Below are 12,369 nucleotides of genomic sequence, written 5' to 3' on the forward strand. Positions count from 1 at the left end.
CCACCCACCCGCCGCCTGACCACCCACCACCCACCCATCCCGCGCCCACCACCTCGTACATCGGATGGCGGCGGCTCCCCGGTTGTCTGCCCGGCCCGCGCCCCTGTCCCGTGGGCAGGGGCGCGGGCCGTCGAGAGGCGTTGCGCACCCTGGCCGAAGGGGGGCGTCGATCGTGCCCGGCCTTGAGGGTGTTCGGGACCGCGGGCTTCACCTGGCCATCGGCTCGTGTGGCCGGTGGGTCGCCCGTGGGTCCGTGGGGAGGCCGGGTGGCTGCCGAGCCGTGCAGCCGCGGGGCCTGCCCCTGTCAGAGTTCTCCTCGGTCTCGCTCTCCTCTCGAATCGGTTCTCAGCCCGGGGGCAGCGGCCGCCACAGGCAGCCGCAGTCCGGGTGCCCGCGAAGGCGCAGGCGTCGTGGCATTCCGTCCGTGGCGGACACCTCGCACCAGCCGTCGACGCTCGGTGGCCGGCCGCCGTCCAGGTAGATCTGGACGTGCAGGGCCGCCAGGCCGGCGACGGTGGTGGCGAGGGCCGTGTCGCAGGCCGGGGTGCGGGCCCGGCCGGGGCCGTTGCCGGCGAGTTGGGCCAGGACCCGCGGCCAGGCGGCGTCCTCGTCCTCGCGGCGCAGAACCAGGCAGTGCCCGCAGGCCGACATTGCGGGGATCACGAGGGGCCCGATGATGCCGAACTCCTCGACCACGCCCACGTAGAGGTGTGGCACGCCGGCGCGCAGCAGCAGTCGGGCCTCGTACGTCCCTCCGGCGAAGGCCGCGCTGCCGTCCCGTGGTGCGAGCACCACGAAGTCGGGTGGCGGCGCGCCGGACGGTCGACGCGGGGCGGGGTGCGGTGGCCGGGCCGAGGCCCGTTGCACCGCTTCCCTGGCGGCGGTGGAGCGCAGCCGGCCGACGTCCTGGGGCGGTACGCCCGCCGGGGAGCAGTCGCCGGGCAGGACGCGGCCGCCGTCCACGACGGTCACCTCGCCCGCGCCGCCGGCGGCGAGGACCGCCGCGACGGCCGCGCCGACCCGGCCCGCGCCGCGGACCTCGATCCGCAGGTCCGCCCTGCGGGAGAGGATCGCCGGTGCGGCGCCGGGGCCGGAGTGGACGAGGGTGAGCGAGGCGAGGTCGGGTCCGAGCTGTTTGCGGTGCGGTTCGGGGAACCGTGCCAGGGCCGCGGCGGCCGCGGCCGTGTCGTCGAGCAGCCCGGTCTCCTCCAGTTCGGTGAGCAGTGCCTCGGCCGGCTCGCGGCCGAGCCCGAGGCGTTCGCCCTCGTCGAGGAGTGCCGGTCGGTCGCGCGTTCCGTCGAGCAGGGCGAGGAAGGCGCAGAGGGTCTTGTCGGCGTTGCCGAGCACCCCGGCGAACCGGGTGACGGTTCCGAACTGCAGGGTCTCGGAGTCCCGCCAGCTGCGGGACAGCGCGGGTTTCAGGGCAAGGCGCACGGCGATCTCCCTTCCGATCGTTTCCGGACGGCTGACCGCAGCTTGCACCATCTCGCCGACTTCGTGCGGAAAGTTATCCACAGGTCCGGTGCGGTGATCACATGATCGGTTCGCAGGCCCTGTGGATAACGAGAGGTCTCCCCGGAGAGTCGAGTTCCGGACACTCCAAGTCGGCCTTTCGTTCCCGATCACTCCATGAAAGATTTCGGCCATGGCAGCGGACTTCTGTCAGGGGTAGCGGGTAACGTCGTGTGCCATGGCAGCCGAGCGGGACTCCCATCCACCGGCGTCGCGTCGGCGTGCCCGTGCAGCGTCCGGGTCGCAAGTGGCGGCGCCCAGCACACGTGGACGGGCGGATCAGGAACAGCAGGCGGTGTCGGCCCCGCCCCAGGAGCCGCACGACCGCGGCCGGGTCGAGGTGCGCCGTAGTGCCCGCCGCAGCCGTACGGTGTCCGCGTACCGCGAGGGTGACCGGACGGTGGTGCTGATCCCGGCCCGGATGTCGCCCGCGGAGGAGCAGCGCTGGGTCGCGCAGATGCTGGAGAAGCTCGCCGCGCAGGAGAAGCGGCGCGTTCCCGGGGACGAGGCGCTGATGGCGCGGGCCCGTGAGCTGTCGGACGCCTATCTGGGCGGTCGGGCGCTGCCGGTCCAGGTCCGTTGGGTGACCAACCAGAATTCGCGCTGGGGCTCCTGCACGCCCAGCGAGGGGACGATCCGCCTGTCCCACCGGCTCCAGGGCATGCCGGACTACGTTCTCGACTACGTGCTGCTGCACGAGCTGGCCCATCTGCTGGTGCCGGACCACGGCCCGGCGTTCTGGGCGCTGCTGGAGGCGTACCCGCGCACCGAGCGGGCGCGGGGCTATCTGGAGGGCGTGGTGTCGGCGGCGCGGCTGCCGCACATTCCCGGGGCCCGGCACGGTTCGGCACCGGGGGCCGAGCCGGCGGGCTCCTGTGGTTGAGGTGACAGGGAGCGAAGAGAAAGGGGGCGTGAGCCGGATCGGCTCACGCCCCCTTCGGGTGTCGCACCTCAGCTGGTCAGGAGGCGGGCCCGGGCGACGAGGTCGCGCACGGACCGGTCGGCCAGGTCCGGGAGGCGGTCGTAGTCGAACCAGCGAAGGTCCAGCGACTCCTCGCTGATCAGCTCCTGCGCGCCGGCCGGGGCCAGGGCGACGTACTGGACGTCCAGGTGGACGTTCTCGGGCCGGTCCTTACCGGTGCAGCGCACCAGGTGCCGGTCGAGTTTGACGGGCACCTGGGCGCCGTCCGCCTCCAGCAGGGTCAGTTCGGGGATGCCGGACTCCTCGACGGCCTCGCGCAGCGCGGCCGCGGCCAGGGTGGCGTCGCCGGGCTCGCAGTGCCCGCCCATCTGCAGCCACCTGCCGACCTTGGGGTGCAGGGTGAGCAGCACCCGCCCGGCGGCCGGGTCCACGACGGCGGCGCTGGCGGTGATGTGGGCGGGCAGGCAGGAGCGGTAGAGGCCCTCGGGCTGCTCGGCCAGGTGCGCCAGGTAGTCCTCGCGCAGCCGGGCCTGCTCCTCCTCGGCGGGCCGCCAGGAGGTGAGGGCGCGGACGGCGTCCTGGTGGAGGGTGGGCGTGCCGGTCCGGGTGGCCGTCATGCGGTGGGCTCGCCCTTTCCGTCGGAGTCGGATCCGGAGTCGGAGCCGGTGCCGGAGTCGCGGTCGGTACCCGTGCCGGTGCCGGTGCCGGAGTCCGGGCCCTTGGTGAGGTCGGGCTTGCCGCCCGCGGCGGCCTCGCCGAGCAGCTTGTCGAGGGCGTCGAAGTCGATGCCGCCCTCCAGGTCGCCGCTGCCCCGGTGCACGAAGGCGTCGGGGTCGTCGAGGTCGGCGGCGGTGGGCAGCATGTCGGGGTGCTCCCAGAGGGCGTCGCGGCCCTCGATGCCGCGGGCGTCGGCGAGCAGTGCCCACAGCCGGGCGGCGTCGCGCAGGCGGCGCGGGCGCAGTTCGAGGCCGACGAGGGTGGCGAAGGTCTGCTCGGCGGGCCCGCCGGCGGCGCGGCGGCGGCGGACGGTCTCGCGCAGCGCGCCGGCCTGCGGCAGGTGGGGTTCGGCGGCGGCGTGGACGACGGCGTCGACCCAGCCCTCGACCAGGGCGAGCGCGGTTTCCAGGCGGGCGAGCGCGGCCTTCTGCTCGGGGGTGTCCTCGGGCTGGAGGAGGCCCCCGGCGAGCGCGTCCTGGAGGGCTTCGGGGTTGCTCGGGTCGAGCTGGCCGACGAGTTCCTCCATGCGGGAGGTGTCGACCTTGATGCCGCGCGCGTACGCCTCGACGGCGCCGAGCAGGTGGGCCCGCAGCCACGGCACGTGGGCGAAGAGCCGCTGGTGGGCGGCCTCGCGCAGGGCGAGGTAGAGGCGGACCTCGTCGACGGGGACGTTGAGGCCCTCGCCGAACTCGGCGACGTTCTGGGGCAGCAGCGCGGCCTTGCCGGCCGGGGCGAGGGGCAGGCCCACGTCGGTGGAGCCGACGACCTCGGCGGCGAGGGCGCCGAGGGCCTGGCCGATCTGGGTGCCGAACATGGCGCCGCCCATGGAGCGCATCATGCCCATCAGCGGGCCGGCCATGGCCTGCATCTCCTCGGGCAGGACGCCGCCCATGGCGGTGCCGACGCGCTCGGCGACGGGGTCGACGAGGTCCTTCCAGACGGGGAGGGTGGCCTCGATCCACTCGGCGCGGCTCCAGGCGACGGCGGTGCCGGCGCCGGAGGGGAACTCGGTGGAGCCGTCGAGCCAGAGGTCGGCGAGGCGTACGGCCTCGGCGACGGCGGAGCGTTCGGCGGCGCTGACGGAGCGGTCCTTGCTCTTGCCCTCGGCGGGCTCGGCGACGACGGTCTGCCGGGCGATGTTGGTGGCGAGCTCCCAGTTCACGGGGCCGCCCTCGAAGGAGAGCATCTGGCCGAGCTGCTGGAAGGCGGCGCCGAGGTCGCCGGGGCCCAGGCCCCCGAACATCGCGGCGAAGGGGTTGTCCCCGCCTGCGCCGCCTGCGCCCGGGGCGCCGGGCAGGCCGAAGATCGCGCCGAAGGGGTTGGCGCCGGAGAAGCCGAACTGCTGCGGGCCGCCCTCGCCGGACGCCGAGGCTCCGGACGGGGACTCGCCGGAGGCGGCGTCGGAGCCGCCCTTGTCCTTCTTCTGCTGTGCGTCGTCGGGCTTGGCCTTGCCGTCCTCGGGCTCCTCGGGCGGAACGCCGAATCCGAAGGGAAGGTCGCTCACGGGGTCCTCGATCCGGTCGGCCGTCATACGGGTGTGGCGGGAAGTGCTGCCGCCCGGGGCACCGGCTCAGTGGGGGACTCGTGCGCGGCTCCCGCACGGCAGGCCCGCGCCGGGTGCACCGCGGGGCCTTCGCCTCGGGCAGGATGGACGTACGTGACACACGTCCGTACGCACATAAGCTAACCGTGGAGGATGGCCGGTGAGTTCCCCGCCTTCGGACGTTCGCTCTGGGCTGACCGCTGGAGAGGACGACCCGGACGCCACGGCGTCGCCGCCTCCAGCCTACGGCGGACGGCCGCTGACCGTGGCCGTGACCGGCGCCGCAGGCGTGATGGGCGAGCGGGTCGCGGCCCGGATGGTGGCCTCTCCGCACGTGCGCCGGGTCCTGGCGGTGGACGACCGGCGCGGCGACGTGCCGGGGGTGCAGTGGCGGGTGCTGGACGTGCGGGACCCGGCGGTCGCGGAGCGGCTGGCCGGGGTGGACGTGGTGGTGCACCTGGCGATGGACTTCGGGATGGAGTCCGACCCGAGGGCCCGCAGCGCCTACAACGTGCGCGGCGCGCAGACGGTGCTGACCGCGGCCGCCGCCGCGGGCGTGCACCGGGTGGTGCTGTGCACCTCGGCGATGGTCTACGGGGCGCTGCCCGACAACGAGGTGCCGCTGGCGGAGGACTCCGAGCTGCGGGCCACGGAGGAGGCGTCCCTCGTCGGGGACCTGCTGGAGATCGAGCGCCTGGCCCGACGGGCGCCGCGCGCCCACCCGGGGCTGCAGGTGACGGTGCTGCGCCCGGCCGTGGTGGTGGGCCCGGGGGTGGACACCGTGCTGACCCGGCACTTCGAGGCGCCCCGGCTGCTGGTGGTGGCCGGATCCCGGCCGTGCTGGCAGTTCTGCCACGTGGACGACCTGGCGGCGGCGCTGGAGTACGCGGCGCTGGGCCTGGTGGACGGCGAGGTGACGGTCGGCTGCGACGGCTGGCTGGAGCAGGAGGACGTGGAGCGCCTGTCGGGCATCCGGCGCATGGAGCTGCCGGCGGCGCTGGCGCTGGGGACGGCGGCCCGGCTGCACCGGCTGGGCCTGACGCCGGCCCCGGCGGGGGACCTGGCGTACACCATGTACCCGTGGGTGGTCTCCGGCAGCCGGCTGCACGAGGCGGGCTGGCGCCCGGCGCACACCAACGAGCAGGTGCTGGCGGAGCTGCTGGCGCAGGTGTCGGGCAAGCACGCGGTGGCGGGGCGGCGGCTGGGCGGCAAGGAGGCCGCGACGAGCCTGGGTGCGGCTGGGGCGACGGTGGCGCTGGTCGGTACGGCGGCGCTGGTGCGCCGGGCCCGCAAGCGGCGCAGGTTCTGACGCCGGAGAGACCGCGGAGAGACGGCGGAGAGACCACGGGGGCCGCGGAGAGGCCGCGCCGACTCCCGTACACCTGCGAAAGTTCTCACGATGCGAAATCACGGCATCGTGATGCGGAAGGCACTTGCCCGGGTGCGCCCCCGATGGGGGATCATGGGGCCATGTCCGAGAACCACGACCCGATCCGCCTGCTCGCCATCCGGGACACCCCGCTCTCCCTGGACGAGGTGTACGAGGCGGTCGGCGACGACGCGGCCGGCGGGACGACCGTCTTCGTCGGGACGGTCCGTGACCACGACGGCGGCAAGTCGGTGACGGCGCTGGAGTACAGCTGCCACCCGAGTGCCGAGGAGGAGCTGCGCCGGGTCGCCGAGAAGGTCGCGGCGGACTTCCCGGTCCTGGCGCTCGCCGCGGTGCACCGGATCGGCCGGCTGGAGATCACCGACAAGGCCGTGATCGTCGCCGTCTCCTGCGCCCACCGCGGCGAGGCGTTCGCGGCGGCGCGCCGCCTGATCGACGACCTCAAGCACGAGGTGCCGATCTGGAAGCACCAGGTCTTCGCGGACGGCGAGGAGGAGTGGGTCGGCGCCGGGGGCTGCTGACCCGCGCGGGAGCACACACGCAGCGCCTCTCGTGTCAGGCGCGCCGGGCCATCACTCGAACGGGTCCGGCGGGGTGGTTCGGATACTCCCTGGAAGTGAGCCGATCGGCGGCCCCGTAACCCGGACGGCGCCGTCGGCGTTGTCCGCCGGGGTGGTTAATCTGCTCATAGACACGACGAGCTGGGAGTACCGACATGAGCGCGCTCGCCTGGTTGATCATTCCGGTTGTCGCCGTCCTGCTCGCCGCCGTGTGGGCGGGCTGGGCGCAGCGGGCCCCCAGGGCCACGGGGGACCCGGCCTCCCTCGCCGAGCACCGGCGCTTCATGGCCGCGATGGAACGCACCACCGCGGGCGCGGGAGCGTCCGGGGAGCGGTCCGGGCGCTGACCCGCCGGGCGCGGCGTCGGCGGCGTCCCGTACTGTCGAGGCATGCCACGCCGCTCCGCGACGATGCTCGCTGCCACCCTGCTGCTCATAGCGCTGCTCTGCGTCTCGGTGCTCATGAAGGTGCCGTACACGGAGATGAGCCCGGGGCCGACGTACAACACGCTCGGCGAACAGGGGGGCAAGCCGGTGATCACCGTCACCGGGCACGACTCGTACCCGACGAGCGGGCACCTCAACATGACGACCGTCCAGGTGACGGGGGCGAAGTACGAGCCCAGCCTGGTGAACGCGGTGATCGGCTGGCTGCGCGACGACGTGATGGTGGTTCCGCACGACAACGTCTACCCGAAGGGGCAGTCGGACGCGGACGCGAAGAAGCTGAACGCCGAGGAGTTCGCCTCCTCCGAGGACAGCGCGCGCACCGCGGCGCTCAAGCAGCTGGGCATCCCGGTCGGCAACGACCTGATCGTCAAGTCGGTCACCGCCGGCGCTCCGGCGGAGGGCAAGCTGCACGCCGGTGACCAGATCGTGGCGGTGGACGGCACGGCGGTCGCCACGGCCGAGCAGGTCGTCGGCGTGGTGACCAAGCACAAGCCGGGCGAGTCGGTGGTGTTCACGGTGGTGCCCCGCTCGCAGGGCGGCTCGGCCGGCACCCGTACCGACGTGACGGTGCCGACGACCAGGGCCCGGGACCTCGACCCGAAGGCCCCGGCGGAGCGGGCGGACCTCGCGGTGGTGGGGATCGGCACCGGGGTGCGGCACACCTACCCGTTCCAGATCGACATCGGCCTTCAGGACGTGGGCGGCCCGAGCGCGGGGCTGATGTTCTCGCTGGGCATCATCGACAAGCTGACCCCGGGCGGGGACCTGACCGGCGGGAAGTTCGTCGCGGGCACCGGCACCATCGACGACGACGGCAAGGTCGGCGCGATCGGCGGGATATCGATGAAGATCATCGCCGCCCGGGACGCCGGAGCCGAGTACTTCCTCACCCCGTCCTCGAACTGCGCCGAGGCCGCCAAGAACATCCCGTCGGGGCTGACCCTGATCAGGACGGACACGCTGGACGGCGCGCTCAAGTCACTGGAGCAGATCCGCTCCGGGCAGACCGCGGCGCTGCCGTCCTGCGTGAAGTAGCCCGTGGAGTAGACGACGGGGCAGGCGTCAGGAGAAGGTCGCCAGCAGCGCGTCGGTCAGGCCGGGCACCAGGTCGGGGCCGGTCAGCACCTCGCGGGCGACGTCCTTGGAGCGCAGCCGCAGGGCGATCTCCTTCTTGCCGTCGCGCAGCACGGCGGCGGTGATCCGCACCTCCTCGCGCTTGGGGTGGTTGGCCACCCAGTCGGCGAGCTGGGCGTCGCTGGCGCCGCGGGGGCGGGACTGCTCGGCGCCCGGCGGGAGCATCAGCCGCTCGACGACGAGGGCGCAGCCGACCACCGCGTCGGGCCAGGCGATGGTGCCGAGGAACTTGTCGAGTTCCGTGCCGGCCGGGATCTCGTCCTGCTCGACGGGGGTGAGGCCGGGCTGGTCGCCGTCGGCCAGCCCGAGCTGCTTGGCGACGCGGGGGTCGGCCTTGCGCAGGGCGGCGGTGTCCACCAGGGCGAAGAGGCGGGCGGGCAGGTCCCAGCCGAGGGTGGCGACGTACTCGTCGATCTCCAGCGCGGCCCGGGTGAGCGGGGTGGCGGCGGGGAGCTTGGAGACGTCGTCGGGGGAGTTTTTCGGATCAGACGCGTCGGACATGCCCCAATCCTCACACGCCGGGCGGGCGGCGGGCGCGGGGGCGGTGGCGGGGGAGGACGTCGTAACCGTCTGCTAACGGTGGGAACTCGGCCAATGACTGGTTAAGTTGCCCTGAAGACAGACCGACTCCAGACGACACAGCTGAGGTGCCACCGTGGTATTCCAGATGCCGGAACGCTCAGGGCCGGGTTTCCGGCGCAGGGTAGGCCCGCCCTCCCGGCGGGCGCGGGTGGCCCTGCTGACCCTGGGCGTGCTCGCGGTGCTGTTCCTGCTGTTCGTCATGTTCGCCGGGTTCTGGACGGACTGGCTGTGGTTCAGGTCGGTCCACTACTCCTCGGTGTTCACCACGCAGCTGTGGACGAAGGCCGGACTGTTCGCGGTGTTCGGCGTGCTGATGGCGGTGATCGTCGGCTTCAACATCTGGCTGGCGCACCGGCTGCGGCCGCCGCTGTCGGCGATGTCGGTGGAGCAGCAGAGCCTGGACCGCTACCGGGCGGGCCTGGCGCCGTTCAAGCGCTGGGCGCTGATCGGGATCTCGCTGGTGATCGGCCTGGTGGCGGGCGCAGCGGCCTCGGGCCAGTGGCGGACCTGGCTGATGTGGACGAACGCGACCTCCTTCGGTGAGAAGGACGCCCAGTTCGGCATGGACGTCTCCTTCTACGCCTTCGACCTGCCGTTCTACGAGTTCGTGCTGGGCTTCGCGTTCAGCGCGGTGATCGTCTCGCTGCTGACCTCGGCCCTGGTGCACTACCTGTACGGGGGGCTGCGCCTGCAGGGCCCGGGCCGCCGGGCGAGCGCGGGCGCGCAGGGGCACCTGGCGGTGCTGCTGGGCGTGTTCGTGCTGCTGAAGGCGGTGGCGTACTGGCTGGACCGGTACGCGCTGGCGGTCAAGACCGGCACGTACAAGGGCGTCACGGGCTGGACGGGTCTGCGGTACGTGGACGCGAACGCGTTCCTGCCGGCGAAGACGATCCTGTTCTTCGTGGCGATCATCTGCGCGGTGCTGTTCTTCCTGACGCCGGTGCGCCGCACCTGGGCGCCGGCGCTGATCGGCCTGGGGCTGATGGTGCTGTCGGCGGTGCTGATCGGCGGGCTGTACCCGGCGATCGTGCAGCAGTTCCAGGTCAAGCCGAACGAGCAGGCCAAGGAGACGCCGTACATCCAGAAGAACATCGACGCGACGCGGCAGGCGTACGGGATCGCGGACTCGCAGACGACCCCGTACACCCCGCAGGGGGCGACGAACGGTGAGGCGCTGAAGCCGGACGCGCAGACGATCGCGGACGTGCGGCTGGTGGACCCGAACGTGGTGTCGCCGGTGCTCCAGACGCTGGAGCAGCAGCGCAACTACTACGGGTTCCCGAACACGCTGGACGTGGACCGCTACGGCTCGGGCTCGGGCAAGCAGGACACCGTGATCGGCCTGCGCGAGCTGGACCTGAACGGGGTGCAGCGCAACTGGATCAACGACCACTTCAAGTACACCCACGGCTACGGCGCGGTGGTCGCCAAGGGCAACCAGGTCGACACCACGGGCCAGCCGGTGCTGACCGAGTCGGGCCTGCCGACGTCGGGGAACCTGGGCCCGTACGAGCAGCGGATCTACTACGGCGAGAAGACGACGACGTACTCGATCGTCGGCGGCTCGAACAAGGAGATCGACTACCCGGACGTCAAGAAGGGCGTGAACGTCGAGACGACGTACGAGGGCGGCAGCGGGGTGTCCCTGGACAACCCGCTGACCCGGGCCGCGTACGCGGTGCGCTTCACCGAGCCGCAGATCCTCTACTCGGGGGCGATCACCGACGGCGCGAAGGTGATCTACGACCGCACGCCCAAGGAGCGGGTGGAGAAGGTCGCGCCGTGGCTGTCGATCGACGCCGACCCGTACCCGGTGGTGATGGACAAGCGCGTGGTGTGGGTCGTGGACGGCTACACCACCTCGGACGGCTTCCCGTTCTCCTCGAAGACGACGCTGGGCGCCGCGACCAAGGACTCGCTGACCAACCAGCGCGGTGAGCCGCTGGCCGTCGCCGGGCAGGTCAACTACATCCGCAACTCGGTCAAGGCCACGGTGGACGCGTACACCGGCGAGGTGACGCTCTACCAGTGGGACGAGAAGGACCCGGTCCTGAAGACCTGGATGAAGGCGTTCCCGGGGACGGTGGAGCCGAAGGCCGAGATCCCGGCCTCGCTGCTGCCGCACCTGCGCTACCCGCAGGACATGTTCAAGGTGCAGCGCGACCTGCTGGGCCAGTACCACGTGACGGACTCCAACACGTTCTTCAACGGCACGGACGTCTGGCAGGTCCCGGTGGACCCGACCAGCAACACCAAGCAGGTGCAGCCGCCGTACTACGTGACGGTGCGGATGCCGGACGCGGCGAAGGCGAGCTTCTCGCTGACGAGCACGCTGGTGCCCACCGACCGCCCGAACCTGGCGGCCTTCATGGCCGTGAACTCGGATCCGGGGGACGACTACGGCAAGATCCGCCTCCTGAAGATGACGGGTGAGAGCGGAGCCCCCGGCCCGGGCCTGGTGCAGTCGAAGTTCAACTCCCGCAAGGAGGTCGCCCAGCAGATCACGCTGCTGCAGAGCGGCGACTCGGTTCTGGAGTACGGCAACCTGCTGACCCTGCCGGTCGGCGGGGGCCTGCTGAACGTGGAGCCGGTGTACGTGCGCGGGCGCGGCGCCAAGTACCCGACGATGCAGAAGGTGCTGGCCGTGTACGGGGACGACAACGTCGCCTTCGAGAACACGCTGGAGGACGCGCTCAAGAAGCTGTTCGGCGACGGGACGCCGCCGGTGACGCCGGTCGCCCCGGCCGCCTCCTCGCAGGGCGCGGCCACCACGCCGACGACCCCGGGCACCCCGACCTCGCCGGCGACGCCCGGGCCCACGGCCCCCGCGACGCCTGCCCCGGGCGGGACGATCTCGCCGGAGCTGGCGAAGGCGCTCTCCGACGCGGAGAAGGCGTACAACGACAGCCAGACGGCGTTCAAGAACGGCGACTGGGTGGCGTACGGCAACGCGCAGAAGGCGCTCGGGGACGCCCTGAAGGCGGCCGAGGCGGCGCGCGGCGGCGGCTCGGCGCAGACTCCCGGCGGCCCGCCGCCCGCGACGCCGACCCCGGGGGGATCGCCCAGTCCTCACGCGTAGTGCCGCTGAGCTGCGGCGACCGTTTTCCGGTTCGCCTCCGACCCGTGCTATGGTTCAGTTACCGACGCGGGGTGGAGCAGCTCGGTAGCTCGCTGGGCTCATAACCCAGAGGTCGCAGGTTCAAATCCTGTCCCCGCTACTCAGTAGCGGGAAGGCCCGGAGGATTCGTCCTCCGGGCCTTCCGTGTTTCCCGAAGGGAGGGAACCGCTCCGGTAGCATCAACCGTCGCCAGAGCTGTCGACTGCGGGGTTTGTGGGATCCGGGTGTCGGGAAATCGACAAAGCGCCGAAGCAATCTCGTCGGCTTCGGGTCCGCCCCGCCCGAATTCGGCCGGGGCAGGTGTACGCGGGTTGCGGGTGGTGCGACGATGGGACACATGGGGGATGCGGCGCGGCTGCTGACAGGCCGTCCGGTCCGGCGTCTCCCCTGGGAGTCCCCCCGGCGAGGAGCCGGGGCGCGGTGCCGCGTCACTCTGGGGGAG

10 protein-coding genes and 1 tRNA gene are annotated in these 12,369 nt (G+C 72.6%); 7 read left to right on the forward strand and 4 right to left on the reverse strand.

Annotation, left to right across the window (positions count from 1 at the left end):
- Positions 1-345: 345 nt before the first annotated feature.
- Positions 346-1,434 (reverse strand): ThiF family adenylyltransferase, encoded by a 1,089-nt coding sequence (locus IH61_RS0112210; RefSeq protein ID WP_051836903.1) that lies wholly within the window; start codon positions 1,432-1,434, stop codon positions 346-348.
- Positions 1,435-1,807: 373 nt separating this feature from the next.
- Between IH61_RS0112210 and IH61_RS0112215 the strand changes: the two genes are divergently transcribed.
- Complete coding sequence (locus tag IH61_RS0112215; protein ID WP_234327151.1) at positions 1,808-2,395, forward strand: M48 family metallopeptidase; 588 nt, start codon at positions 1,808-1,810, stop codon at positions 2,393-2,395.
- A 68-nt stretch (positions 2,396-2,463) separates the two neighbouring features.
- Here the strand turns inward: IH61_RS0112215 and IH61_RS0112220 are convergent, their stop codons facing one another.
- A complete protein-coding gene (locus tag IH61_RS0112220) occupies positions 2,464-3,051 on the reverse strand; it encodes an NUDIX hydrolase (RefSeq protein WP_031068714.1) in 588 nt (195 codons plus the stop codon).
- Positions 3,048-4,655, reverse strand: coding sequence for a zinc-dependent metalloprotease (locus tag IH61_RS0112225; RefSeq protein ID WP_031068717.1), 1,608 nt, complete (start codon positions 4,653-4,655; stop codon positions 3,048-3,050). Before IH61_RS0112225 ends, IH61_RS0112220 begins: the two co-directional genes overlap by 4 nt.
- A 199-nt stretch (positions 4,656-4,854) precedes the next feature.
- Between IH61_RS0112225 and IH61_RS0112230 the strand changes: the two genes are divergently transcribed.
- The 4 genes from IH61_RS0112230 to IH61_RS0112245 all read left to right on the forward strand — a co-directional run bounded on the left by IH61_RS0112230 (position 4,855) and on the right by IH61_RS0112245 (position 8,128).
- The gene (locus IH61_RS0112230) at positions 4,855-6,003 is read left to right on the forward strand and encodes an NAD-dependent epimerase/dehydratase family protein (protein WP_031068718.1); all 1,149 of its coding nucleotides are present in this window, start codon (positions 4,855-4,857) and stop codon (positions 6,001-6,003) included.
- Between the two features lie 161 nt (positions 6,004-6,164).
- On the forward strand, positions 6,165-6,605 hold the full coding sequence (locus IH61_RS0112235; protein ID WP_234327152.1) for a molybdenum cofactor biosynthesis protein MoaE: 441 nt from the start codon (positions 6,165-6,167) through the stop codon (positions 6,603-6,605).
- A 194-nt stretch (positions 6,606-6,799) separates the two neighbouring features.
- Positions 6,800-6,991, forward strand: coding sequence for a hypothetical protein (locus tag IH61_RS0112240; RefSeq protein ID WP_031068720.1), 192 nt, complete (start codon positions 6,800-6,802; stop codon positions 6,989-6,991).
- 42 nt (positions 6,992-7,033) lie between these two features.
- A complete protein-coding gene (locus IH61_RS0112245; protein WP_031068721.1) occupies positions 7,034-8,128 on the forward strand; it encodes a PDZ domain-containing protein in 1,095 nt (364 codons plus the stop codon).
- A 27-nt stretch (positions 8,129-8,155) separates the two neighbouring features.
- Here the strand turns inward: IH61_RS0112245 and IH61_RS0112250 are convergent, their stop codons facing one another.
- On the reverse strand, positions 8,156-8,728 hold the full coding sequence (locus IH61_RS0112250; protein WP_031068722.1) for a PPA1309 family protein: 573 nt from the start codon (positions 8,726-8,728) through the stop codon (positions 8,156-8,158).
- A 166-nt stretch (positions 8,729-8,894) separates the two neighbouring features.
- Between IH61_RS0112250 and IH61_RS0112255 the strand changes: the two genes are divergently transcribed.
- Together IH61_RS0112255 and IH61_RS0112260 are read left to right on the forward strand one after the other, a co-directional pair.
- On the forward strand, positions 8,895-11,888 hold the full coding sequence (locus IH61_RS0112255) for a UPF0182 family protein (protein WP_031068724.1): 2,994 nt from the start codon (positions 8,895-8,897) through the stop codon (positions 11,886-11,888).
- A gap of 65 nt (positions 11,889-11,953) precedes the next feature.
- Positions 11,954-12,027: transfer RNA gene (locus IH61_RS0112260), tRNA-Met, on the forward strand.
- Positions 12,028-12,369: the final 342 nt, after the last annotated feature.

Source organism: Streptomyces sp. NRRL WC-3742 (assembly GCF_000720635.1).
Classification (GTDB): Bacteria; Actinomycetota; Actinomycetes; order Streptomycetales; family Streptomycetaceae; genus Kitasatospora.